This window comes from Caulobacter vibrioides OR37 (genome assembly GCF_000372645.1).
Classification (GTDB): Bacteria; Pseudomonadota; Alphaproteobacteria; order Caulobacterales; family Caulobacteraceae; genus Caulobacter; species Caulobacter vibrioides_E.
In genome coordinates this window covers 140,858-164,032 of the sequence record NZ_APMP01000007.1, presented here as the reverse complement: position 1 = coordinate 164,032, position 23,175 = coordinate 140,858, and the positions used below count along the sequence as shown (strand labels likewise).

Sequence of the window (23,175 nt, the reverse complement as noted above, 5' to 3'; positions counted from 1 at the left end):
ACCTTCTCCCTAGGGGAGAAGGCGGGACCCGCGCCGCAGGCGTGGGGGGATGAGGGGTGAAAGCGGTCGACGGGCAGTCCCCTCACCCTCCCATCGCTCCGCGATGGGCACCGCCCTCTCCCGCTGGGAGAGGGTGTCTTTGGACCGCCTCCATCCCCAGGATCGCCGCCTTGCGGGCTAGCCCCCAGTGATACCCCGTGAGCTTGCCGCTCTTGGCGATGGCGCGGTGACAGGGGATCAGCAACGAGATCGGATTGGCGCCGATCGCGCCCCCGGTCGCCTGGAACGCGCGGGGCTTGCCGGCCCAGGACGCCACTTGGCTATAGGTGGCCGTCTCGCCCGCCGGAATGTTCAAGAGCGCCTTCCAGACCTGGATGTGGAACGGCGAGCCGATCAGCACCACCGGCAACGGCCCCTCCCCGCCCGCGAAGGCGCGCAGGGCCATGCCTTGGGCGGTCGCGTCGTCCCGGATCCAGTCGGCGGCGGGGAAGCGGCGGTGCATGTCGGCGAAGGTCGCCGCGTCGTCGCCGTCCGAAAAGGCCAGGCCCGCCAGGCCCCGCTCGGCGATCACGAACAGGCCCCGGCCGAACGGCGTCGGCGCCCAGCCCCAGCGCAATCGCATCCCCGCCCCGCGCCGACGCACCTCGCCGGGCGTCGCCGCCTCCTGGGCGATGAACAGGTCGTGCAGACGCGAAGGCCCCGAGAGGCCCGCGTCGAAAGCCGCGTCCAGCACCGTGCCGCCGGCTTCCAGCGAACGCCGGGCCTCGGCATGGGCGATCGCGGACACGAAGCTCTTCGGGCTGACCCCGGCCCAGCGGGTGAAGATGCGCTGGAAGTGGAACGGCGACAGGCCCACGGCCTGGGCGGCCTCGTCGAGCGAGGGATGTTCGGACCACCGCTCCGCCAGCCAGTCCAGGGCCTTGGCCATGCGGTGATAGTCGACCGAGCGTTCGGCCAGACGGAGCAATTCCTCGCTCGCGGCGGACAGGTTGGGGGCGTCGTAGGCCATGCTCACAGGCTAGGCCCCTTCCAGACTGAACGCCGCCCGGTTCTTGCGGTCATGACCACCGCTCGTTCCGGGCCGCGCGAATGGCCTCCCGCAGGGCGTCGGCGAAGTCCATCCGGTCGTCCGGGCTGAGCGTCCGCCCCACGGTCAGGCGACGGCGGTGGATCATAAGACGCACGCGGGTGTCGTGCTCGCCGGGCTGGTCGACCTCCACCCGGGTGAAGGCGGTCGGCGAGGTCCAGATGGTTCGCGCGCCCTTCTCGTCCTCGCGGCTGACGGTGACGACCTCGGCGGTGACATGGACCCGCTCGATACGCCGCGCGGCGCGGGCGCTGGCCCGCAGCGCCAGCCAGATCCCCAGGACGTCCAGACCCAGGAACGGCAGCACCACGGGCGCGTGCAGAACCAGCAGGAACAGCGCCACCAAGGCATTGAAGGCGATGACGATCCCAAGCACGACCTTCATGCCCCGATCGCTCAGCGACCGGTTCGGGGTGATCTGGGCGTCCATGTAGATCGGCGCGGTCATCGCTCGGGAATTTAGGGATCCGCGCCGCGCTTGGCGAGGCGTCCTTCTTGGCGAGATCGGCGCATCACGGCATGGTCGCGCCGATGGCCAAGTCCCCTGTCCCGAAGAAGAAGCCCGCCGCCAAGCGGATCAGCCCCGCCGAGCGCGAGCGCGTCGAGATCCTGTTCCGCAGGTTCGAAAGCCTGGACCTGCATCCCAAGACCGAGCTCAACTACTCCAACCCCTACGAGCTGGTCACCGCCGTGGCCCTGTCGGCCCAGGCCACCGACGTTCAGGTCAATAAGGCGACTGGCCCGCTGTTCCAGGTCGCCGACAGCGCCGAGAAGATGCTGGCGCTCGGCGAAGAGGGCCTGATCAAATACATCGCCTCGATCGGCCTCTTCCGCACCAAGGCCAAGAACGTCATCGCCGCCGCCCACATCCTGATGAACAAGCACGGCGGCCAGGTCCCGCTGAACCGCGCCGATCTCGAGGCCCTGCCGGGCGTTGGCCGCAAGACCGCGTCCGTCGTGCTGAACGAACTGGACATCGAACCGGCCATCGCCGTCGATACCCACGTCTTCCGCGTCTCGCACCGGCTGAAGCTGTCGAAAGGCAAGACGCCCGACGCGGTCGAGCAGGATCTGATGCGGATCGTGCCCGGCCCCTACCAGACCCGGGCGCACCACTGGCTGATCCTGCACGGGCGCTATGTCTGCGTGGCGCGAAAGCCGAAGTGCGAGGTCTGCAAGATCAGCGATCTTTGCCCGTCGCGGGAGCTGTTTCTGGGGGCGTAGGCCTGCTCGGTTCCTCCCGCGTCGCGGGGGGTGGGCAGCTTGTCTTAACTACCCGATCGCCCGCGCCACCGCTTGGGCGAACGCCGCGCCATGGTCGTGGGCGTGTTCGAGAAAGAGGTCCGGCTCGATGGCCTCCAGCTCCATCAGCTGAGGCGTATGGTCCAGCCCCCGGATCAGGTCGACGCGGGCATAGGTCAGGTCGCCAGGCGCGGCGCTCAGCACCATCTCGGCCGCGCGCAGAGCCTCGGGCTCGGGGGCGATCTCGCTGACCCGACCGCCAAACCGCGGCTGAACGCGGAAATCGCCCTCGACCGCCACCTTGGCCACGGCGTGGCTGAAATGACCGTCGAAATAGAACAGCGACAGCTCGCCCTCTTCGCTCACCGCCGGCAGAAACGGCTGGATCAGCGCCGGACTGCTGGGACAGCCGTCCAGCGCGCCATGACGCTTGATCCGGACGGTGTCGCGCGCGCCGGCCGAGACCTGCGGCTTGACCACCAACTCTTCCACGCCAAAGGCGTCGAAAGCCGCCGCGATCGCCTCGGACGTGAGCTTGTCGTGCGCGTGGGTCGGCACGACCGGCGCGCCCCGCTCGGCCAGTTCGAGCAGATAGGTCTTGGTCGAATTCCAACGCAGCACCGAGACGGGATTGGCGACGCGGACGCCGTCGCGCTCCAGCCGGTCGAGGACGCCTAACCACTCGGCCTCGCGACCGTGATAGCCCCAGGCCAGGGACGGCGTGACCAGCCGCGCGCGGCCCTTGTCGAAAGCGTCCGTCCAGGGCTGGGCCTCGACGGTCAGGCCCCGCGCGCGCAGCGGCGCGGCCAGGCGCTCGAACTGCGGGCGCCAGCTGTCCTCGGGCCGGGGGTCGTCACGGGCGGGGACCAGGATCAGGACGTCCATCATCGGTTTGCTCATGTTGGGCGGGAATTTGCGGCTAGAATGTCGCGGTCCGCGAGGCAAGCCTTGCGTTGCCTTGGACGACCACTTCCTTTAATCGCCTGCTGTTTGCGCCTTTCGGCCCGTTCTTTCAAAGGTTTGCTCCGCTCCATGACCGCGCTTTACGACGTCGCCGGCATCGGCAACGCCATCGTCGATGTCATCGCCCAGTGCGACGACGCCTTCCTGGAGAGGGAGGGCCTGACGAAAGGCGCGATGGCCCTGATCGATCCGGCGCGCGCGGCCAGCCTGTATGAGGCCATGGCGGCGGGCATCGAGGCCTCGGGCGGCAGCGTCGCCAACACCATGGCCGGCATCGCCAGCTTCGGGGGCAAGGCCGCCTATATCGGTAAGGTCGCCGACGACCAGCTCGGCCGGGTCTTCCGCCACGACATGAAGGCGATCGGCTGCGCCTTCACAACGCCGCCGCTGGCCGAGGGACCGGCCACGGCCCAGAGCCTGATCAATGTGACCGCCGACGCCCAGCGCACCATGTCCACCTATCTGGGCGCCTGCGTCGAGCTGACGTCCGCCGACGTCGACCCCGAAATCATCGAGGCGGCCCAGATCTCGTATCTGGAAGGCTATCTGTTCGATCCGCCCGAAGCGCGCCGCGCCTTCGCCAAGGCCGCCGCCCTGGCCCACGGCGCCGGGCGCAAGATCGCCATGACCCTGTCCGACAGTTTCGTGGTCGACCGCCACCGCTCGGCCTTGCTCGGGTTCGTCGAAACCCAGTGCGACATCGTCTTCGCCAACGCGAGCGAGGTCTGCGCGCTGTTCGAGACCACCGACTTCGAAGAGGCCGTCAAGGCTTTGGCCGATCGCTGCGAGATCGCCGCCGTCACCCGCAGCGAAAAGGGCTCGGTGGTGGTCGCCAACGGGCAGTTGCATGAAATCTCGGCCTATCCGGTCGAAAAAGTCGTGGACACGACCGGCGCGGGCGACCAATACGCGGCGGGTTTCCTCTACGGTCTTTCCCAGGGCCGCCCGCTGCCTATCTGTGGCCAGCTGGGCAGTCTGGCCGCCGCCGAGGTGATCGACCACTACGGTCCGCGTCCGCAGGTCTCCCTGCGCGCGCTGGCCCAGAAGAACGGACTTTAGAACTCAGATGGCCCGCACCGCTGAAGTGGTCCGCGAGACGAAGGAGACCCAGATCCGGGTCTGGATCGATCTCGACGGAACCGGCGTCTCGACGATCTCCACCGGCATTGGTTTCTACGACCATATGCTGGAGAGCTTCGCGCGCCACGGCGGCTTCGACCTGAAGGTCGAGACCAAGGGCGACCTGCACATCGACATGCACCACACGGTTGAGGACACCGGCATCGTGCTGGGTCTGGCGGTGAACAAGGCGCTGGACGGCTTCAAGGGCATCCGGCGCTTCGGCTCGGCCTATATCCCGATGGACGAGACCCTGACGCGCTGCGCCATCGACCTCTCGAACCGCCCGTACCTGGTCTGGAAGGTCGAGTTCAAGCGCCCCAAGGTCGGCGAGATGGACACCGAGCTCTTCAAGGAGTTCCACCACGCGTTCGCGATGAACTGCGGGGCGTGCGTGCATCTGGAGACCCTGTACGGCGACAACACCCACCACGTCGCCGAAAGCGGCTTCAAGGCCCTGGCCCGGGCGCTGCGTCAGGCGGTCGAGATCGACCCGAAGACCGGCGGCCAGGCTCCGTCCACCAAGGGCGTGCTGTAAGGATACTCCATGCAGACCGTCGCCCTGATCGACTACGGGTCGGGCAACCTGCGTTCGGCCGAGAAGGCCCTGCGTGAGGCGGCCCGCCGCCGCGCGCTCGACGCCGACATCGTCGTCACCGCCGATCCCGACCTTGTCGCCAAGGCCGATCGTGTCTTCCTGCCCGGCGTCGGGGCCTTTGCCTCCTGCCGCGCCGGCCTGGACGCCACCGGCGTCTACGAGGCGATGAACCAGGCCGTCCACGGCCGCGGCGTCCCGTTCATGGGCATCTGCGTCGGCCACCAGCTGCTGGCCACCGAGGGCCTCGAGTTCGGCGTCACCCCCGGCCTCGACTGGATCCAGGGCCAGGTGAAGAAGCTCGAGCCCGACGATCCGTCGCTGACCATCCCGCACATGGGCTGGAACGCCATCGCGTTCACCCGCGCTCATGCCCTGTTCGCGGGCATCGAGGACGGCGCCCACATGTACTACGCCAATTCGTTCGCCCTGACGCCTTCCAACCCGGAAGATGTCGTCGCGACAACCGACCACGGCGGACCGTTCACGGCCGCGGTGGCCAAGGACAATGTCGCGGGCGTACAGTTTCACCCCGAAAAGTCACAAGCCTCAGGGCTCGCCCTGCTCGCCAACTTCCTGGAATGGCGCCCATGATCCTCTATCCCGCCATCGACCTGAAGGACGGCCAGTGCGTGCGCCTGCTGCACGGCGACATGGAGAAGGCCACGGTCTTCAACACCTCGCCCGCCGACCAGGCCCAGCGCTTCGTCAAGGACGGCTTCTCGTGGCTGCACGTCGTTGACCTGAACGGCGCCATCGAGGGCAAGTCGGTCAACACCGCCGCCGTCGAGCATATCCTGGAGTCGATCTCCATCCCCGTGCAACTGGGCGGCGGCATCCGCACGCTGGAGGGCGTCGAGGCCTGGATCGAGGCGGGCGTCTCGCGCGTCATCCTCGGCACCGTGGCCGTCCACGACCCCGAACTGGTCAAGAAGGCCGCTCGCCTGTGGCCCGAGCAGATCGCCGTGGCCGTCGACGTCCGCGACGGCAAGGTCGCCGTCGACGGCTGGACCGGCCTGTCGGACCTCTCCGCGATCGACCTGTCGCGCCGCTTCGAGGACGCTGGCGTGGCGGCCCTGATCATCACCGACATCAGCCGCGACGGCGCCCTGACCGGCGTCAATGTCGAGGGCGTGGGCGAGCTGGCCGACGCGGTCTCGATCCCGGTCATCGCCTCGGGCGGCGTCGCCTCGGTGGCCGACATCGAGCGGCTGAAGGCCCGCAAGGGCGTCGAGATCGCCGGCGCCATCCTGGGCCGCTCGCTCTACGCCGGCACGATCAAGCCGGCCGAAGCCCTGATCGCGGCGGCCGCCTGATGCTGAAGACCCGGATCATTCCCTGCCTCGACGTGAAGGACGGGCGGGTGGTCAAGGGGGTCAACTTCGTCTCCCTGCGCGACGCCGGCGATCCGGTGGAGCAGGCGAGAGCCTATGACGCCGCCGGCGCCGACGAGCTGATGTTCCTCGACATCACCGCCTCGAGCGAGGGCCGGGGCCTGATCCTGGACGTCATTTCGCGCACCGCCGAGGTCTGCTTCATGCCGGTTTCGGTGGGCGGCGGCGTTCGGCAAGTGCCGGACATGCGCCGCCTGCTGCTGGCCGGCGCCGACAAGGTCTCGGTCAACACCGCGGCCGTCGAGAACCCCGACCTGATCGCCGGGGGCGCCGACGCCTTCGGGGCTCAATGCGTGGTCGTGGCCATCGACGCCAAGGCCCGCGAGGACGGCTCGGGCTGGAACGTCTGGACCTATGGCGGCCGCAAGGACACCGGGATCGACGTGGTCGAATGGGCCGCCAAGGTGGTCGAGCGCGGGGCCGGCGAAATCCTGCTGACCTCGATGGACCGCGACGGCGCCAAGATCGGCTACGACATCCCGCTGCTGAAGGCCGTCACCGCCGAGGTCACCGTGCCGGTGATCGCCTCGGGCGGCGCGGGCAAGACCGAGCACCTGGTCGAAGCCGCCCGCGACGGCCACGCCGCCGCCGTGCTGGCCGCCTCGATCTTCCACTTCGGCGAGATCTCGATCGGCGAGGCCAAACGGGCCATGGCCGAGGCCGGCATCCCCGTGCGTCTCGACGCCCTGAAGGAAGTCGCATGAGCCAGCGCCTGACCGACGTCCTGCAACGCCTGTCCGCCACGATCGAGGCCCGAAAGGGGGGCGATCCGGCGGTGTCCTATACGGCCAAGCTGCTGAACGACCCGGCCCTGGCCGCCAAGAAGCTGGGCGAGGAAGCCGTCGAGACGGTGATCGCCGCCGTGGCCCAGGGCCCGGATGCCTTGGCCGCCGAAAGCGCCGACCTGCTCTACCACTGGCTGGCCCTGATGGCCGCTTCCGGCGTCCCGCTGGACGCCGTGGCCGAGAAGCTGGAAGCTCGCGAGGGAACCTCCGGCATCGCCGAGAAGGCGTCGCGGAAGGGCTAGACCCGCCGCTTCAGCGCCACGTACAGCGCCCCCTCGCCGCCGTGGCGGCGGTCGGCGGTGGAGACGCCGGCGATCATTTCGCGCAGGGACGGGTCGGCCAGCCACTCGGGCGTGCGGGTGCGCAGGACGCCCTGCCCCACCTTGCCCTTGCCGGTGATCACCAGCACCGCCCGGTGGCCCTGGCTGAACGCGCGGCGGATGAAGGCCTCCAGCGTGGCGCGAGCCTGGTCCTGGTCGAGGCCGTGCATGTCTAGCCGCGCGCCGATCGGGTCGCGCTCCTTGACGATCCGCAGCTTGCGATTGGGCTCGATGTGGCCCGCCGGTCCCTTGAGCGGCTTCGGCGCGGGGGCCTTCAGATCCTCCGGATCCAGCCGCAGCGGCGCGATCGAGACCAGGCGCGTCGGCGGATCGGCGGGCAAGGCGGTGTCGGCCTTCAAAGACGGCCGGATCCGCGCCTTGGACCGCATCTTCTCGGGTTTCACCGGCGCGCGCGGCGTCACCGTCGACGCGACGAGCTTCCAGAGCCGCCTGTCGTCGTCCGGACCGGGTGGCGGCTTCCTGGCCACGTCAGGATCGCGGAGTCGGCACGAGCCGATAGAGCCGCAGCGCGTGGCGCACGCGCCCGGCCTCGGCGCCGGCCGCGTCGCCCGTGCCCATATAGAGGTCGGCCCGGACGTCGCCCTTGATCGCGCCGCCGGTGTCCAGCGCCATGGCCAGACGGCGATAGGCCGGGAAGGCGCCCGACAGCTTGGGCGTCGCGGCGTCCAACCAGTAGAGGCCTCCCATCGCGTGGCGGCTGGGATCGACGGCGATGGCGCGGCCAGGCGGCAGCGATACGCCGGCCGAGCCGACCGGCTCCTTGCCGTCGTCCGGCGTTGTCCGGAAGAACACATAACGCGGGTTCAGCCGCATGATCGCGTCGGCCTCGGGGCCGCGATGGGCGGCCAGCCAGGATCGGATCGCCTCGCCCGAGGTGTTGTTGTCGGGCAGCAGGCCCTTGTCGCGCAGGGCGCTGGCGATGCCGACGAACGGCTTGCCATTCGTGCCGGCGAAGACCGCCCGCACCCGGCGCCCGTCCGGCAAGACCAGCACGCCCGAACCCTGGATCTGCAGAAAGAACAGGTCCTCGGGCCGCATCCAGGCCAGGGGCTTTTCGGTCGGGACCGCCTCGATCTCGCCGCGGTCGGGATAGGGGACGAAGGTCGGCCCTTCGACATGGCCGGTGATCTTCTTGCCCACGAACGCCGGATCGAAGGGGCCAAGATCCACAACGGCCAGGTCGGAGGGCAAGCCGCGCATCGGGGCCGAGAACTCGGCGTTGCGCGACATGCGCGCGTCGTAGCGGGGGGCGAAATAGGCGGTCAGCAAGCCCTCGTCGCCGACCGGCTCGGGCCGGAAATTGGCCTCCAGAAACGCCCGCGCGCCCGGCTCGTCCTCAATCACCGTCGCCTTGGCCAAGCGGCAGACCTGGGCCATGGCCGGTTCCTTGGCTACGCCGCAGCCCGCGCGAAAGGCGTTCAAGGCCGCCAGGTGGTCTTCCTCGCTCCAGCCCGTCAGGCCGGAGAACGACAGAGCGGGCGAAGTCGAAGGCGAAGGCGCGGGCGGCGAAACGGTCGCTGGGGGCGGAGCGACGGCTCCCGAGCTCGCGGACGGCGGCGGCGCCGTACTCGCGCAGGCGCTCAGCAGCATGGCCGCCAGGGCCAGCGGCGCGACGGCGCCGGGAACGGCGATACGACGTGTCATTACGCCTCGGCGGCGGCGACGAACGCCAGGCGCCAGTTCGGATTGGCGCTCTTGACCTCGCGCTCGAAGGTCCAGAGCTCCGCCGTGCGACGGTCGTCGACGCCCTCGCCGCGCTCGTCCTTGGTGCGGGTGCGGACCTCGGCCAGGATGCGCACCACGGCCTTGGCGACGTCCCCGATCACATCGACCTTTTCGAGATCCAGGCGCGGCGCGGTCAGGAACTCGACCTTCTCGGCGCGGCCGGCGGTCTCGCGGGCCGCCATGGCCTGCTCGAAATTGTCCATGACTTCCTGGACCAGAAGCGGCTTCAGCGTCTCGCGGTCGCCGGCGGCGTAGGCCGTGACGATCTGCTCGTAGGCCGAGCGCGCGCCGGACAGGAACTTTTCCGGGTCGAAGTCCGGCTGCTTGGCCTTCAACGTGGCCACGCCCTCGATCGCGTGTCCCGGGTTGGCTTGCGGCGCGGGACTGGGCGAGCCCGGAATCGCCCCGGCGGGCGCGTCCTCGGGCTGACGCCCGACCCGGCGGCCCAGGGTGGCGTAGAGCTGGTACAGGACGACGGCGGCGACGGCCGCGAGGAACAGGATCTGGAGCACTTCAGGGTCCGGCGGCGGGCTTTCGAGCCCTTGGGATGGTGTCTATATAGGCGAGAGACGCTCTTCCGTCAGGCGCCTGGCGTTGCGCCAGAACAGCCCGCATGGTAGCAGCGCCCACCTTTTCTCAGGCGTTCTAGCCGCCGATTACGGATTTTATCCTAATGACCGACACCACCGCCCCCAATGGTACCCCTGGGGCGACCCCGGAAGGCGCCGAGGCCGGCCAAGCGGGCATCCGCATCCTGGCCCAGTTCGTCCGCGACTTCTCGTTCGAAAACCCCCTGGCGCCCGACAGCCTGCGGGCCGGCGCGACCCAGCCGGCCATCGACATGGGCGTTGAGATGAACGCCCGGGGCCGTCCAGACGGTCTCTTCGAAGTGGACCTGAAGCTGTCGGCCCGCGCCCTGCGCGAGGAGCAGGCGGTGTTCCACGTCGAGGTGGTCTATGGCGGTCTGTTCCACATCGAAGGCGTCAGCCAGGAAGATCTGGAGCCGGTGCTGCTGATCGAGTGCCCCCGCTTCCTGTTCCCCTATGCCCGTCGTCTGATTTCGGACGTCACGGCCGAGGGCGGCTTCCCGCCGTTCCTGATCGACCCGATCGACTTCGCCGGCGTCTACGCCGCGCGCAAGGCCCAGGCCGAAAACGGCGGCGTGGTCGGCAACGCCTGAGGCGTTGGACCAAGGTGATCCAAGAGGGGCTCGGCCGAAAGGCTGGGCCCTTTTCTTTTCTTTCCAAGCCTAAGGCTGCAGCCTGTACCCGCCCATCTCGGTGATCAGAATCCGCGCCACGGCCGGATCGGGCTCGATCTTCTGACGCAGACGGTAGACGTGGGTCTCCAACGTATGGGTGGTGACGCCCGCGTTGTAGCCCCAGACCTCGGTCAGCAGCTCCTCGCGCGACACGGGCTTGGAGCCCGCGCGGTAGAGGTACTTGAGGATGTTGGTTTCCTTCTCGGTCAGCCGCACCTTCTTCTGCTTCTCGTCGATCAGCAGCTTGGCCGAGGGGCGGAACTCGTAGGGGCCGATGCGGAACAGCGCGTCTTCCGAAGCCTCGTAGACCCGCAGCTGGGCGCGGATGCGGGCCAGCAGCACGCCAAAGCGGAAGGGCTTGGTGACATAGTCGTTGGCGCCGGACTCCAGGCCCAGGATCGTGTCGCTGTCGCTGGCCGCGGCCGTCAGCATGATCACCGGGGCGGTGACGCCGTTCTTGCGCATCAGGCGGCAGGCCTCGCGGCCGTCCATGTCGGGCAAGTCCACGTCCAGCAGGATCAGGTCGGGCTTGATCTCGCGCGACATCCGCACGCCTTCGCCGGCGCTGGCGGCCTCGGCGACCGCGAACTCCTCGTGAAGGGCCAGTTGCTCGGCCAGGGCGCCGCGCAGGTCGTCGTCGTCATCAATGAGCAATAGGGTCTTGCGTTGCGCCATAAGGGGAAACATGCACCGCTGCGCCCCTTCGGGACAAGCCCGAGCAAGGCCTTAAGTCCGGGAGTCGACCGATCATGCCGTTTCGCGCCCATGCCGATGGCCGTTTCGAGCTGGAAGGCCGCGTCGTGCGCTGCGCGATCGGCAAGGCCGGCGTCATCGCCGCCGCCGACAAGCGCGAGGGCGATAACAGGAGCCCGCTCGGCGTCTGGGTCATGCGGGAGGTCTGGTACCGACCGGACGTCTATCCCGAGGGTCCCCAGACCGCCCTGCCCCGCCGCGCCACGCGACCCGACGACGGCTGGTGCGACACGCCGGGCGACCCCCGCTATAACCGCCCCGTCACCCTGCCCTATCCGGCCAGCGTCGAGCGGATGTGGCGCGACGACGATGTATACGACCTAGTGGTGATCCTGGGCCACAATGACGACCCGCCGGTTCCGGGCCTGGGCTCCGCGATCTTCATGCATCTGGCGCGGGAGGGGTATCCCGGCACCGAGGGCTGCGTGGCGCTGGCGCGAGCGGATATCGAGGCGGTTCTGGCCGCCGCGAAGCCGGGAGATGCGGTAGAGATCGCGCTCTAAGCGTAGGCGCGCCGCCCGAAGAGCGCCGAACCGACCCGCACCGAGGTCGCGCCCTCCGCGATCGCGATCTCGAAATCGTCGCTCATGCCCATGGACAGCTTGGCGACGCCGTTGCGCTGGGCGATGGCTCTCAGCTTGGCGAAATGCGGCGCGGGGTCCGCATCGACCGGCGGAATGCACATCAGCCCCTCGACCGGCAATCCATAAGTCTCCCGGCAGGCGGCGATGAAGGCGTCCGCCTCGTCCGGCGCGATGCCGGCCTTCTGGGGCTCCTCGCCGATATTGACCTGGACATAGAGGCGCGGAGCCTTGCCCGCCTTTTGAATCTCATCGGCCAGGACGCGCGCCAGCTTCTCGCGATCGACCGTCTCGATCACGTCGAAGAAGGCGACCGCCTCACGCGCCTTGTTGGTCTGCAGGGGCCCGATCAGGCGCAATTCCAGGCCTTCGCGGCGCTGACTCCAGCGCTCCATGGCCTCCTGGACGCGGTTCTCGCCGAACACTTTCTGCCCCGCGTCCAGCACCGGCGCGATATGCTCCCAAGGCTGGGTCTTGGACACCGCCACCAGCGTCACGTCGCCGGCGGGACGACCGGCGCGGGCCTCGGCGGCGGCGATGCGGCCTTGGATCTCGGCGAGGGCTTGCGACATGGGGAGCTCGATCTTGCGGACGGAAAGCGAACTGGAGGTCCTGTCTAGGACGGCGAGCGGGTTTTCGCCAAGGATCGCGCGCGGTCGGGTTCTGCCGAACCTGCTGTTCTTCACGGACCCGGCCAGGGTGGCCGATCCGGAGGCCGTCGCCCTGCGGCTGCCCCGCGGGGCGGGGATCGTGTTGCGAGCCTTCGGCGCGCCGGAGGCGGTCGACCAGGGCCGGCGGCTGCGGGCGATCGCCGACGCGCGGGGCTTGATCCTGTTGGCCGGCGCCCACCCCCGGCTCGCCGAGGACATCGGCGCCGATGGTCTGCACATGCCCGAACGTCTGTCCGGAGAAATCCCCCGTCTGCGCGTCGAACATCCCGACTGGCTGATCACCGTGGCAGCCCATGACCGTCCCGCGCTGACCGCCGCCGAGCGTGTCGAGGCCGACGCGGTCGTGGTCTCGCCGGTATTTCCAAGCAACAGTCCCTCGGCGGGCGTGCCCCTGGGGATCGAGGGCCTGAACGCGCTGGTCTCCGCCACCGCCCTTCCGGTCTATGCGCTGGGGGGCGTGCGCGCGAACACCGCCGGACGTCTGTCCGGCAGCGGCGTCGTGGGAATCGCGGCGGTGGAAGCGCTGGCCGGCTCTAAATCAAATGTTTAGAGCGCGAGATAAGCTGAAGCCGGTTCCGACCTTCAGCCTCACGCTCTAGAACTTGAACGCGGTTTCCAGGCGAACGCGCGGGGCGGGATCGCTCTGCTGCGCGCGGCGAGCGGCCAAGGCCGGATTGGACTCGCCCAGGCTGACGGCGCCGCCGACCCGGATCGACGGGGTCACCTTGAAATAGGCGCCGGCCTGAACGTCCTGCATTTCCATTTCACGGTTGGTCGGCTGGTCGAGGTCCAGCTTCAGGCCCCAGCGGCCCTTCTTGGCGTCCCAGCGCAGGGTGCGCTTGTCGTCCTGAGGGTACTGCACGCCGGCGGGGGCGCCGCTGGTGAAGTCGTTCTTGGCGGTGAAATCAGGGGCGACGGCATGAGGCTTGGCCTGGGCGAACGCCATCGACGCCGATCCCGAAAGGATCAGCGCGGCGGCTCCCGCCAGAAAGAAACGCGTCGCGACCATCGCTACTCGCCGCCTATACTCTGTTGTCCCCACCCATCCCATATAGGGAAGGGTCCTTGAAAATGCGATTAAAGGCTTGGGCTAAACGCGGTCAACCTCACTGTCGTCGCACTTTCGCCGGTCTTGTACGATTCAATCGTCTCGTGTGGCGATGAGGTCACGCGATTCCTGTTTTGAGGCAGCGCAGCCGTGCTATAGACCGGCTCCCGGCCGCGGGGGCGCGCCTGGAAGCGCGAAGCCGCGCCGGCAAGAATTTGGAGCGAGGTAATATGGCGTTTGAGCGTGGGTCTGTGATGCGCGGCGTCGCCGCGGGTGTCCTGGCTCTGTCGATGCTGGGCATGACGGCGTGCGCCAGCAACAAGGCCCCCAAGACTTTCGCCGCCGAAGGCCAGAAGAAAGGCTTCCTGGGCCTGGGTCACGCGAAGAAGGCTCAGACCCCGGACGCCGCCATCGGCGTCAACGGCTATCTGTGGCGCGCCAGCCTCGACACCCTCGCCTTCATGCCCCTGGCCTCGGCCGACCCCTATGGCGGCGTGATCATCACCGACTGGTACGTGAACCCCGAGACTCCCGCCGAGCGTTTCAAGGCCACGGTCTATATCCTCGACACCCGCCTGCGCGCCGACGGCCTGAACGTCACCGTGTTCAAGCAGTCGAAGGACGCGAACGGCGCCTGGGTCGACGCTCCGGTTTCCGACCAGACGGCCACCGACATCGAAAACGCGATCCTGACGCGCGCGCGCCAGCTTCGCCTGTCGAACATCAAGGGCTAAGGCCCGGCGGGGTCCTCCTTCGAGCGAAGAGGACCCCGAACACCCATATTCCTGCGCGCTCCGGCCGCGAAACCGCCTAGTCTTGCGCGGCGTCGCCTTACGGGGCGCCTTTTCGCATCCAAGACCTGGTTTCCGATGGCCCGCTACAATCCCAAAGACACCGAGCCCAAGTGGCGTGACGCCTGGGCGAAGGCCGACGTCTTCAAGACCGGCGAGATCAACGACGGCCGTCCGAAATACTACGTGCTCGAGATGTTCCCGTACCCGTCGGGTCGCATCCACATGGGCCACGTCCGCAACTACGCCATGGGCGACGTGGTGGCCCGCTACAAGCGCGCCCAGGGCTTCAACGTCCTGCACCCGATGGGCTGGGACGCCTTCGGGATGCCAGCCGAGAACGCGGCCATGGAGCGCGGCGTCCACCCCAAGGGCTGGACCTACGACAACATCGCCGCCATGCGCGAGCAGCTGAAGGCGCTGGGCATCTCGGTCGACTGGTCGCGCGAGTTCGCCACCTGCGACCCGGAATACTATGGCAAGCAGCAGGCTTGGTTCCTGCGCCTGCTGAAGCGCGGTCTGGTCTATCGCAAGGAAGCCTCGGTCAACTGGGACCCGGTCGACATGACCGTCCTGGCCAACGAGCAGGTGATCGACGGCAAGGGCTGGCGCTCGGGCGCGACGGTCGAGAAGCGCAAGCTGACCCAGTGGTTCCTGCGCATCACCGACTATGCCGACGCCCTGATCGACGGCCTGAAGACCCTGGACCGCTGGCCCGATAAGGTTCGCCTGATGCAGGAGAACTGGATCGGCCGCTCCAAGGGCCTGCGCTTCAAGTTCCAGTTCGCCAATTCCAATGGGGGCGAAGCGCCGGACGGCTTGGCCGAGGGCCTGGAGGTCTACACCACCCGTCCCGACACCCTGTTCGGCGCCAGCTTCGTCGGCATCGCCCCCGAGCATCCTCTGGCCGAGCAGCTGGCGGCCGAGAACCCGCAGATCCAGGCCTTCATCGCCGACTGCCGCAAGGGCGGCACCTCGGAAGCCGAGATCGAGAGCGCCGAAAAGCTGGGCTACGACACCGGCCTGCGGGTCACGCACCCGCTGGACCCGTCGATCACCCTGCCCGTCTGGATCGCCAACTTCATCCTGATGGACTACGGCACCGGGGCGATCTTCGCCTGCCCGGCCCACGACCAGCGCGACCTGGACTTCGCCCGCAAGTACGGCCTGCCGGTGAAGCCGGTGGTGCTGCCCAACGGGGAGGATCCGGCGACCTTCACGGTCGGCAAGGAGGCCTATGTCGGCCCCGGCAAGATCTTCAATTCCGAATTCCTGGACGGCATGGACGTCGAGACCGCCAAGGCCGAGGCCGTGGCGCGCATCGAGGCGGCCGGCCAGGGCCAAGGCGCCACCGTCTATCGCCTGCGCGACTGGGGCGTCTCGCGCCAGCGCTACTGGGGCTGCCCGATCCCGGTCATCCACTGCGAGACCTGCGGCGTCGTGCCCGTCCCGGAAGACCAGCTGCCCGTCGCCCTGCCCGACGACGTCACCTTCGACAAGCCGGGTAACCCGCTGCTGCGTCACCCGACCTGGCGCCACACGACCTGCCCGTCCTGCGGCGGCAAGGCCGAGCGCGAGACCGACACGCTGGACACCTTCATCGACAGCAGCTGGTACTTCGCCCGCTTCGCCGACACGCAAGCCGCCGAGCCGGTCGGCAAGGCCGCGGCCGACTACTGGCTGCCGGTCGACCAGTATATCGGCGGGGTCGAGCACGCGATCCTGCACCTGCTGTACGCCCGCTTCATCACCCGCGCCCTGAAGGACGAGGGCCTGGTCTCGGTGGAAGAACCGTTCGCGGGCCTGTTCACGCAAGGCATGGTCACCCACGAGGCCTACAAGAACGAGGCCGGCGAATGGGTCGAACCTTCCGACGTGGTGATCAAGGTCGAAGGCAATAGCCGCTCGGCCACGCACGCCAAGACCGGCGCGCCGATCGTCATCGGCGACATCGAGAAGATGTCGAAGTCGAAGAAGAACGTCGTGGCGCCCGAGGACATCTTCGAGGCCTACGGCGTCGATAGCGCCCGCCTGTTCGTGATGTCCGACAGCCCGCCCGAGCGCGATGTTCAATGGACCAACGCCGGCGTCGAGGGCAGCTGGCGCTTCACGCACCGCCTGTGGAACGAGTTCGACAGCCAGCCCGCCGGCGACTTCGCCCACGACGACAGCGATGAGGCGGCTCTGGCGTTGCGCAAGGCCGCCCACAAGCTGATCGGCTTCGTCACCGACAGCATCGAGGGCTTCCGCTTCAACAGCGGCGTGGCGCGCCTGTACGAGTTCCTGAACGCCCTGAAGGCCGCTCCGGCCGAAGGCGCTTCGGACGCTGTCCTGGCGGCCCGGGCCGAGGCCCTGAACATCCTGGCCCGGCTGGTCGCCCCGTTCACCCCGCACCTGGCCGAGGAGGCCTGGGCGAAGATCGGCGGCGAAGGCATGGTCGTCAACGCTCCCTGGCCCAAGGCCGACCCGGCCCTGGCCGCGGACGACGAACGCGTCCTGCCGATCCAGATCAACGGCAAGCGTCGCGGCGAGGTGAAGGTCAAGGCCGGCGCCCCGGACGACGAAGTGACCAAAATCGCGCTGGCGGATCCCAACGTCATGGCTCACCTTGAGGGCGTCACGGTCCGCAAGGTGATCGTGGTGAAGGACCGCATCGTCAACATCGTGGCCAATTGAGACTCCAAGCGACAACGATGAAACGCACCCTGGCAGCCGCCACAATCGCGCTTTCGGCCATGGCCCTGTCGGGCTGCGGCTTCACCCCCCTCTACGCCCGTCCCGGCGTCGAGGGTGGCCTCTCCAGCATCGAGGCCGTGGCGTCCGAGGGTCGCGCCGGCTACCTGCTACGGGAAGCCTTGGACGACGCCCTGGCGCATCACCAGGGGACTCAGCCGGCCTATCGGCTGACCTATTGGATCAGCGAGCGTCGCTTCCCTCGCGGCGTGCGCCTCGACAACGTGGCCAACCGCTACGAGCTGCAGATGACCGTCACCTGGCGCCTCGTCGACGCCAAGACAGCCGCCGAGGTCCACAAGGGCGTCACGCCCGTATCGGTCACCTATGACTCGGCCGACCAGCCCTATGCCGCGATCGCCGCCCAGGAAGATGGCCAGCAGCGGGCCGCGACCGAGGCCGCGCGCCGAATCCAGCTGGACCTGGCCGCCTGGCTGGCGGGCAAGGCCCCGGCGTAAGGCCTCGGGATGATCCTCTCCAAGCGTCCGGACGTCGAGCGCTTCCTGAAAGAGCCGACCCCGGACATTCGGGCCGTGATCATCTACGGCAAGGACCGAGGCGTGGTGCGCGATCGCGCCAACGCCCTGGCCAAACGCGTCGTCGCGCGCCCCGACGACCCCTTCGACACCGCCCAGCTCACCGAAGGCGATCTGGACAGCGATCCGGCCAAGCTGGAGGACGAGCTGTCGGCCCTCTCGCTGATGGGCGGCCGCCGCCTGGTGCGCCTGCGCCTGACCGGCGAAAAGGCCGGTCCGGACAAGGCCGCCGCCGAGGCCGTCACCCGCCACGTCGAGGGCCTGCTCAATCCCGACGCCTTCTTCCTGATCGAGGCTGGGGCGCTGGGTCGCGACTCCCAGCTGCGCAAGATTGGCGAGAAGGCCAATGGCTGCGCCGTCATCCCCTGCTACGAGGACGAGGCCGGCGACCTGGCCCGCCTGACCCGCGACACCCTGGCCAATGACCGGGTCGGCCTGAACAGCGAGGCGCTGGAGCTCTTCGTCTCGCGGCTGCCCAAGGAACGCGGCGTCGCCCGGGCGGAGATCGAACGTCTGGCGCTGTATCTTGGCCCAGGCAGCGGCATCAACGCGACGGCCGCTGACCTGACGGACTTTCTGGGCGTCGAGCCCGAAGCCTCGCTGAGCGACGCCGCCGCCGATGCGTTCGGCGGCCGGGCCGGCGCGGCCCAGACCGCCCTGCGCCGCGCCGCCGCCGAAGGCGAAGGCGGCCCCGCCGCCGTCCGGGCCATCAGCTTCTATCTGGGCCGTCTGCGCCGGGTGTTGACCCTGCACAAGAACGGCGTCGACCTGCAGGCCGCCGCCAAGGCCGCTGGAATCTTCTGGAAGCAGGAGCGCGAATTCCTGCGCCAGGCGCGCGCTTGGAACCTGGAAGCGATCCTGGACATCCAGGGCGAGGTCCTCGCGGCGGATCGGGCCTGCAAGAGCTCCGGTTCGCCCGACCAGCTGATCGCCGAGCGTCTGGCTTTGATGATCGCGGGCCGCGCCCGCCGTCTGGGGCTGTAGAGCTCCGAAAACCGCCCCAAAAGCATTGTTTGCGCGGCTGTGGACGACTTTCCAGAAATCCTTTCGCCAGAAGGGTTTGTTGCCAAAAGCACCCCGGATCGCCCTCCGCTCACGAAAACGGCGCCTCCCCTAGTACGGAAACGCGCCGCTCCATGCGCGACAGAGGCGATTTTCGGACGCTGCGAAAAGCGCCCGCACGCACGCTTTTATGTGCAAGCGGTCAGACCCCGCGCGTCAGACGATTGCAGAGATCGTCCAGCTGCTCGAGCGTCGCATAGCTAATGGTCAGGGTTCCGGTCGACCCACGATGATCGATCGAAACGTCCAGGCCAAGCACCGACGACAAGTCGGCTTCCAGCGCCTGGGTGTCGGTATCCTTGACGCGAGGCGGGCGACCGCCCTTGTTCTTCGACGGCGTCGCGGTCGGGGCCTTGCGGGCCAGGGCCTCGGTCTCGCGCACCGACAGCCCCCCTTCGATGATTTGCTTGGCCAGGGCCACCGGATCGGCCGCAGCGGCGATGGCCCGCGCGTGACCGGCCGACAGCTCGCCGCTGACCAGGTAGGACTGCACTTCGTCCGGTAGGGCCAGCAGACGCATCGTGTTGGCGACGTGGCTGCGGCTCTTGCCGATGGTCTGGGCGATTGCTTCCTGGGTGCGATCGAACTTCTCCACCAAGACCTTGTAGGACAGGGCCTCTTCCAGAACGTTCAGATCGGCGCGCTGGACGTTCTCGATGATGCCGATCTCCAGCACCGCCAGGTCGTCCAGTTCCCGCACCATGATCGGCACGCTGCGCAGGCCGGCGCGCTGAGCCGCGCGCCAACGGCGTTCACCGGCGACGATCTGGTATTCTCCGGGCGAGCCCGGCGCGGGACGGACCAGGATCGGCTGCAGGACGCCCTTCTCGCGGATCGAGTTGGACAGGTCCTCCAGATCTTCCTCGCGGAAGGTGCGGCGCGGCTGGTCCGGGTTGCGCTTCAGGATCTCGATCGGCGCTTCGCGCGAACCGCCGGTATTGGCCCCCGGCGCTTGGGCCGGCGCCGCCTCGACCTCGCCCAGCAGAGCGGACAGACCACGACCCAGACCACGCCGGCCCTCGGAACTACCGGGCTCACCCACCACTACGGACTCCATCATCTTCTCGGTCAAACTCGGTATCGGTACTTGGAAACTCGGGATCAGGCCGCCTGGGCCTGGCGATCGCGCTCGCGGCTGATCACCTCGCGCGCCAGCTTCAGATAAGCCTGACTGCCGGCGCATTTGAGATCATACAGCAGGACAGGCTTGCCGAACGACGGGGCCTCGGAGACGCGCACATTGCGCGGAATGATCGCGTCATAGACCTTGTCGCCGAAGTACTCGCGGACATCCCGGGCGACCTGCTCGGACAGGCTGTTGCGCCGGTCGTACATGGTCAGCACGACGCCCTGGATTTCGAGGCGCGGATTGAGGCTGCCGCGAATGCGTTCGATGGTCCGCATCAGCTGAGTCAGCCCTTCGAGGGCGAAGAACTCGCACTGCAAGGGCACGAACACCGCGTCGGCGGCGGTCATGGCGTTGACGGTCAGCACGTTCAAGGACGGCGGGCAGTCGATCAGCACATAGGTGTAAGGGCCGTTAGCGCGGATCGGCTCCAGGGCGTCGCGCAGCCGGTAGGACCGACGGGCGGTCTGACCCAGCTCGATCTCGATGCCCGAGAGATCGGCGTCTGCCGGTATGACGTCCAGGCCGGGCAGCTCGGTCTTCACGGCCGCGTCGACCACGGGCGCCTCACCCATCAACACGTCATAGAGGGTAGTTCGGCGCGCGGTGCGGCCGATCCCCAGCCCCGTGGAACAATTGCCTTGGGGGTCGGCGTCGATCAGCAGTACACGCTCGCCGCACGCGGCCAGGGCGGTGCCGAGGTTGATGGCGGTGGTGGTCTTGCCCACCCCGCCCTTCTGGTTGGCGATGGCGAAAACGCGGAGAGGATTAGCGGACACGGGAAAACCTCTTCACTTGAACGATACGGCCCCGGGGGTCGCTTTGACTGGGATGCAGATCACTCTCGAAGTTCCAGGCCTTCTGGGCCTCCGAGAGCTCGGTCGCGACGTCCTGGCCTTTCAGGAAAAGACCGGTCGCGCCCCTGCGCAGATAGGGTTCGGCGAAGCCGAGCAGCTTGGTCATCGGCGCGCAGGCCCGGGCCGTCACGACGTCGACCTTCAGGCTCAGATCCTCCGCGCGCGCATTGTGGATCTGGACCGGCAGATCGAGATCCTTCGCCACCACCTCCAGAAAACGGCAGCGCTTGGTCATCGATTCCACCAGATGCACCCGCGCCCCGGCCCTACCCTTCAGGAGTACGGCCAGCACCACGCCAGGCAGGCCGGCGCCGGCGCCCAGATCCGCCCAGGTCAGAGCGTCCGGCGCGAAGGCCAGAAGCTGGGCGCTGTCCAGCGCGTGACGGGTCCAGTAGGTGGCGATGGTCAGCGGGCCGACCAGGTTCATCACCTCATTCCACTCGGCCAGCAGCGTTTGATAGCGCGCGAGATCGGCGAGCTGGGCGTCCGACGCGCCCGTCATGGCTTGATAGCCCGCCGCGTCCAGGACGGGCGGTTCGACGAGCACGGCTTCAGGCTGCACGGCCGCGCCTCACATAGGCGAGCAACGCGGTCAGCGCCCCAGGGGTCACGCCTTCGATGCGGGCCGCTTGGCCCAGGGTCAGCGGCCGGACCCGCGCCAGCTTTTCCCGCACTTCGTTCGACAGGCCGCCAATTTCCCCGTAGTCGAGATCGGCGGGCAGGCGCAGGTCCTCGTCCTTGCGCAGCGACTCGGCGTCGGCCCGCTGGCGATCCAGATAACCGGCATAGGCGGCCTCGATCTCGATCTGCTCGCGGACATCGGTGTTCCACGTGAAAACCTCGGGCCACACCCGGCCCAGGTCGTCGAGGGTCACATCGGGATAGGCCAGCATGGCGAACACGTCACGTCGCACGCCGTCGCTATTGACCTTGAAGCCCGCCTTTACCGCCTCGTTCGGGGTCAGGCTGACCGAACGCGCAAAACCGCGCGCCGCTTCCAGACGGGCTTTCTTGTCTGCCCAAGCGGCCGCCCGCCGCGCGCCGACGACACCCAAGGCGATCCCGCGATCGGTCAGCCTCTGGTCGGCGTTATCGGCGCGAAGGGTCAGGCGGAATTCGGCACGGCTGGTAAACATTCTATAGGGCTCGGTCACGCCCCGCGTGACGAGGTCGTCGATCATCACCCCGATATAGGCCTCATCCCGAGCGAAGATCGCCGGCGACCTCCCCTGCACGGCCAGGGCCGCGTTCAGACCGGCCACCAAGCCCTGGGCGCCCGCCTCTTCATAGCCGGTGGTGCCGTTGATCTGGCCCGCCAGATAGAGCCCGGGCAGACGCTTGGTCTCCAGCGTGGCGTACAGCTCGCGCGGGTCGACATAGTCGTATTCGATCGCATAGCCGTAGCGGATCACCTCGACCTTCTCCAGGCCAGGGATCGTGCGCAGGAACAGCAGCTGGGTTTCTTCCGAAACCGACGTGGAAATGCCGTTGGGATAAACGGTGTTGTCGTCGAGGCCTTCGGGCTCGAGAAAAATCTGATGGCTGGTCTTGTCCGCGAACCGGACGACCTTGTCCTCGATCGAGGGACAATAGCGGGGCCCAACGCCCGAGGCGCGGCCGCTATAGACCAGGGACTCCCCGATCCGCTCGGCGATGATCCGATGGGTTTCCTCGGTCGTGAAGGTGATCCCGCAAGCGATCTGAGGAACGTCAATCTTGTCGGTCAGGGACGAGAATGGGATCGGCGAGTCGTCAGCGGCTTGGCTCTCCAGCCGGTCCCAGGCGATCGTCCTGCCATCCAGGCGCGCCGGCGTTCCGGTCTTCAGCCGGCCCATCTGGAAGTCTAAGGCGTAAAGCCGGTCGGCCAAACCGATCGAGGGCTGATCGCCGACCCGACCTGCGGGAATGCGATCCTCGCCGCGATGGATCACGCCCTTCAAGAAGGTGCCGGTAGTCAGGATTACACGTGAAGCGCGGTAGGCGCGGCCCCCAGCGTCGATCACGCCCGCGACCGCGCCGGCCTCCACGATCAGGTCCTCGGCGGCCGCGGCGATGATGTCGAGGTTCGGCGTCGACGCCAGTTCGGCTTGCATGGCCTCGCGATAGAGACGGCGATCGATCTGCGACCGTGGGCCTCGCACCGCCGGTCCCTTCGACCGGTTCAGCATCCGAAACTGAATGCCGGACCTGTCGGCAATACGGCCCATGACGCCGTCCAGGGCGTCGATCTCGCGGACAAGATGCCCCTTGCCCAGCCCCCCGATGGCCGGATTGCAGGACATTTCGCCGATGGTTTCGAGCTTATGCGTCAGTAACAAGGTGCGCGCGCCCGCACGCGCGGACGCGGTCGCCGCTTCGCAGCCGGCGTGGCCGCCGCCAATGACAATGACATCCCAGGAGTTGGACAAGAGACTCGGCCTCAATGCGAACGCCCCCGACGGGCGGGGGCGTTGGACTCGACATATACGCCAATCAGGCGATCAGGTCGATGTGACTCGTCGGCGT

27 protein-coding genes are annotated in these 23,175 nt (G+C 68.1%); 14 read left to right on the top strand and 13 right to left on the bottom strand.

Annotated features, from left to right (window positions below; translation table 11 throughout):
* Positions 1-82: 82 nt before the first annotated feature.
* Positions 83-1,015: a methylated-DNA--[protein]-cysteine S-methyltransferase gene (locus tag OR37_RS08675; protein WP_054508531.1), complete on the bottom strand. Its 933-nt coding sequence runs from the start codon at positions 1,013-1,015 to the stop codon at positions 83-85.
* 43 nt (positions 1,016-1,058) lie between these two features.
* Positions 1,059-1,535: a DUF2244 domain-containing protein gene (locus tag OR37_RS08670; protein WP_004618218.1), complete on the bottom strand. Its 477-nt coding sequence runs from the start codon at positions 1,533-1,535 to the stop codon at positions 1,059-1,061.
* Between the two features lie 71 nt (positions 1,536-1,606).
* On the opposite strand from OR37_RS08670, the gene nth reads away from it, so the two are divergent.
* Entirely contained in the window at positions 1,607-2,311 is a 705-nt protein-coding gene (nth, locus tag OR37_RS08665; RefSeq protein WP_035017112.1) for an endonuclease III, read from the top strand.
* A gap of 48 nt (positions 2,312-2,359) precedes the next feature.
* Here the strand turns inward: nth and OR37_RS08660 are convergent, their stop codons facing one another.
* The gene (locus OR37_RS08660; protein ID WP_004618213.1) at positions 2,360-3,217 is read right to left on the bottom strand and encodes an ATP-grasp domain-containing protein; all 858 of its coding nucleotides are present in this window, start codon (positions 3,215-3,217) and stop codon (positions 2,360-2,362) included.
* Between the two features lie 144 nt (positions 3,218-3,361).
* Between OR37_RS08660 and OR37_RS08655 the strand changes: the two genes are divergently transcribed.
* From OR37_RS08655 to OR37_RS08630, 6 genes are read left to right on the top strand one after another with little or no spacing between them, the layout of a single operon-like run.
* A complete protein-coding gene (locus OR37_RS08655; protein ID WP_004618211.1) occupies positions 3,362-4,351 on the top strand; it encodes an adenosine kinase in 990 nt (329 codons plus the stop codon).
* Positions 4,352-4,358: 7 nt separating this feature from the next.
* Positions 4,359-4,949, top strand: a complete 591-nt coding sequence (gene hisB, locus OR37_RS08650; protein WP_004618209.1) for an imidazoleglycerol-phosphate dehydratase HisB — start codon at positions 4,359-4,361, stop codon at positions 4,947-4,949.
* A 9-nt stretch (positions 4,950-4,958) separates the two neighbouring features.
* On the top strand, positions 4,959-5,600 hold the full coding sequence (gene hisH, locus OR37_RS08645; protein WP_004618208.1) for an imidazole glycerol phosphate synthase subunit HisH: 642 nt from the start codon (positions 4,959-4,961) through the stop codon (positions 5,598-5,600).
* On the top strand, positions 5,588-6,322 hold the full coding sequence (gene hisA, locus OR37_RS08640; protein ID WP_165570588.1) for a 1-(5-phosphoribosyl)-5-[(5-phosphoribosylamino)methylideneamino]imidazole-4-carboxamide isomerase: 735 nt from the start codon (positions 5,588-5,590) through the stop codon (positions 6,320-6,322). The genes hisH and hisA overlap by 13 nt, the downstream gene beginning before the upstream one ends.
* On the top strand, positions 6,322-7,104 hold the full coding sequence (gene hisF / locus OR37_RS08635) for an imidazole glycerol phosphate synthase subunit HisF (RefSeq protein ID WP_004618206.1): 783 nt from the start codon (positions 6,322-6,324) through the stop codon (positions 7,102-7,104). Before hisA ends, hisF begins: the two co-directional genes overlap by 1 nt.
* On the top strand, positions 7,101-7,427 hold the full coding sequence (locus tag OR37_RS08630) for a phosphoribosyl-ATP diphosphatase (protein ID WP_004618205.1): 327 nt from the start codon (positions 7,101-7,103) through the stop codon (positions 7,425-7,427). Before hisF ends, OR37_RS08630 begins: the two co-directional genes overlap by 4 nt.
* On the opposite strand, the gene OR37_RS08625 is transcribed toward OR37_RS08630, so the two are convergent.
* Genes OR37_RS08625 through timA form a run of 3 tightly spaced genes read right to left on the bottom strand, consistent with a single transcriptional unit; the run spans position 7,424 to position 9,763 of the window.
* Positions 7,424-7,993 (bottom strand): Smr/MutS family protein, encoded by a 570-nt coding sequence (locus OR37_RS08625; RefSeq protein ID WP_035017109.1) that lies wholly within the window; start codon positions 7,991-7,993, stop codon positions 7,424-7,426. The two genes, OR37_RS08630 and OR37_RS08625, sit on opposite strands and share 4 nt — an antisense overlap.
* A 1-nt stretch (position 7,994) precedes the next feature.
* On the bottom strand, positions 7,995-9,170 hold the full coding sequence (gene mltA, locus OR37_RS08620) for a murein transglycosylase A (RefSeq protein ID WP_004618203.1): 1,176 nt from the start codon (positions 9,168-9,170) through the stop codon (positions 7,995-7,997).
* Positions 9,170-9,763, bottom strand: coding sequence for a TIM44-related membrane protein TimA (gene timA, locus OR37_RS08615; protein WP_004618202.1), 594 nt, complete (start codon positions 9,761-9,763; stop codon positions 9,170-9,172). The genes mltA and timA overlap by 1 nt, the downstream gene beginning before the upstream one ends.
* 161 nt (positions 9,764-9,924) lie before the next feature.
* Between timA and secB the strand changes: the two genes are divergently transcribed.
* On the top strand, positions 9,925-10,431 hold the full coding sequence (secB, locus tag OR37_RS08610) for a protein-export chaperone SecB (protein WP_004618201.1): 507 nt from the start codon (positions 9,925-9,927) through the stop codon (positions 10,429-10,431).
* Positions 10,432-10,500: 69 nt separating this feature from the next.
* On the opposite strand, the gene OR37_RS08605 is transcribed toward secB, so the two are convergent.
* Positions 10,501-11,187, bottom strand: coding sequence for a response regulator transcription factor (locus OR37_RS08605; protein WP_035017107.1), 687 nt, complete (start codon positions 11,185-11,187; stop codon positions 10,501-10,503).
* A 74-nt stretch (positions 11,188-11,261) separates the two neighbouring features.
* On the opposite strand from OR37_RS08605, the gene OR37_RS08600 reads away from it, so the two are divergent.
* Positions 11,262-11,768, top strand: coding sequence for a L,D-transpeptidase family protein (locus OR37_RS08600; RefSeq protein ID WP_004618199.1), 507 nt, complete (start codon positions 11,262-11,264; stop codon positions 11,766-11,768).
* Here OR37_RS08600 and OR37_RS08595 read toward each other — a convergent pair.
* Positions 11,765-12,418 carry a YggS family pyridoxal phosphate-dependent enzyme gene (locus OR37_RS08595; protein ID WP_004618198.1) on the bottom strand — a complete coding sequence of 218 codons (654 nt, stop codon included), beginning with the start codon at positions 12,416-12,418 and terminating at the stop codon, positions 11,765-11,767. The genes OR37_RS08600 and OR37_RS08595 overlap by 4 nt on opposite strands.
* 13 nt (positions 12,419-12,431) lie before the next feature.
* On the opposite strand from OR37_RS08595, the gene OR37_RS08590 reads away from it, so the two are divergent.
* Positions 12,432-13,067 carry a thiamine phosphate synthase gene (locus OR37_RS08590; protein ID WP_004618197.1) on the top strand — a complete coding sequence of 212 codons (636 nt, stop codon included), beginning with the start codon at positions 12,432-12,434 and terminating at the stop codon, positions 13,065-13,067.
* Positions 13,068-13,112: 45 nt separating this feature from the next.
* Here OR37_RS08590 and OR37_RS08585 read toward each other — a convergent pair whose 3' ends face one another.
* Complete coding sequence (locus tag OR37_RS08585; protein WP_004618196.1) at positions 13,113-13,526, bottom strand: NtrZ family periplasmic regulatory protein; 414 nt, start codon at positions 13,524-13,526, stop codon at positions 13,113-13,115.
* Positions 13,527-13,780: 254 nt separating this feature from the next.
* Here OR37_RS08585 and OR37_RS08580 point away from each other — a divergent pair, with 254 nt between their 5' ends.
* The 4 genes from OR37_RS08580 (at position 13,781) to holA (ending at position 18,609) form a co-directional block, all read left to right on the top strand.
* The gene (locus OR37_RS08580) at positions 13,781-14,299 is read left to right on the top strand and encodes a DUF3576 domain-containing protein (RefSeq protein WP_081612904.1); all 519 of its coding nucleotides are present in this window, start codon (positions 13,781-13,783) and stop codon (positions 14,297-14,299) included.
* Positions 14,300-14,434: 135 nt separating this feature from the next.
* On the top strand, positions 14,435-17,032 hold the full coding sequence (gene leuS / locus OR37_RS08575) for a leucine--tRNA ligase (protein ID WP_004618194.1): 2,598 nt from the start codon (positions 14,435-14,437) through the stop codon (positions 17,030-17,032).
* Positions 17,033-17,049: 17 nt separating this feature from the next.
* Positions 17,050-17,547: an LPS assembly lipoprotein LptE gene (gene lptE, locus OR37_RS08570; protein ID WP_004618193.1), complete on the top strand. Its 498-nt coding sequence runs from the start codon at positions 17,050-17,052 to the stop codon at positions 17,545-17,547.
* A gap of 9 nt (positions 17,548-17,556) precedes the next feature.
* Complete coding sequence (holA, locus tag OR37_RS08565) at positions 17,557-18,609, top strand: DNA polymerase III subunit delta (RefSeq protein ID WP_004618192.1); 1,053 nt, start codon at positions 17,557-17,559, stop codon at positions 18,607-18,609.
* A gap of 220 nt (positions 18,610-18,829) precedes the next feature.
* Here holA and OR37_RS08560 read toward each other — a convergent pair whose 3' ends face one another.
* Genes OR37_RS08560 through mnmG form a run of 4 tightly spaced genes read right to left on the bottom strand, consistent with a single transcriptional unit; the run spans position 18,830 to position 23,078 of the window.
* A complete protein-coding gene (locus OR37_RS08560) occupies positions 18,830-19,744 on the bottom strand; it encodes a ParB/RepB/Spo0J family partition protein (protein ID WP_004618191.1) in 915 nt (304 codons plus the stop codon).
* A 44-nt stretch (positions 19,745-19,788) separates the two neighbouring features.
* A complete protein-coding gene (locus OR37_RS08555) occupies positions 19,789-20,592 on the bottom strand; it encodes a ParA family protein (protein WP_004618190.1) in 804 nt (267 codons plus the stop codon).
* Entirely contained in the window at positions 20,582-21,172 is a 591-nt protein-coding gene (gene rsmG / locus OR37_RS08550; protein WP_035017120.1) for a 16S rRNA (guanine(527)-N(7))-methyltransferase RsmG, read from the bottom strand. Before rsmG ends, OR37_RS08555 begins: the two co-directional genes overlap by 11 nt.
* Positions 21,173-21,221: 49 nt before the next feature.
* The gene (gene mnmG / locus OR37_RS08545; RefSeq protein ID WP_004618188.1) at positions 21,222-23,078 is read right to left on the bottom strand and encodes a tRNA uridine-5-carboxymethylaminomethyl(34) synthesis enzyme MnmG; all 1,857 of its coding nucleotides are present in this window, start codon (positions 23,076-23,078) and stop codon (positions 21,222-21,224) included.
* Positions 23,079-23,175: the final 97 nt, after the last annotated feature.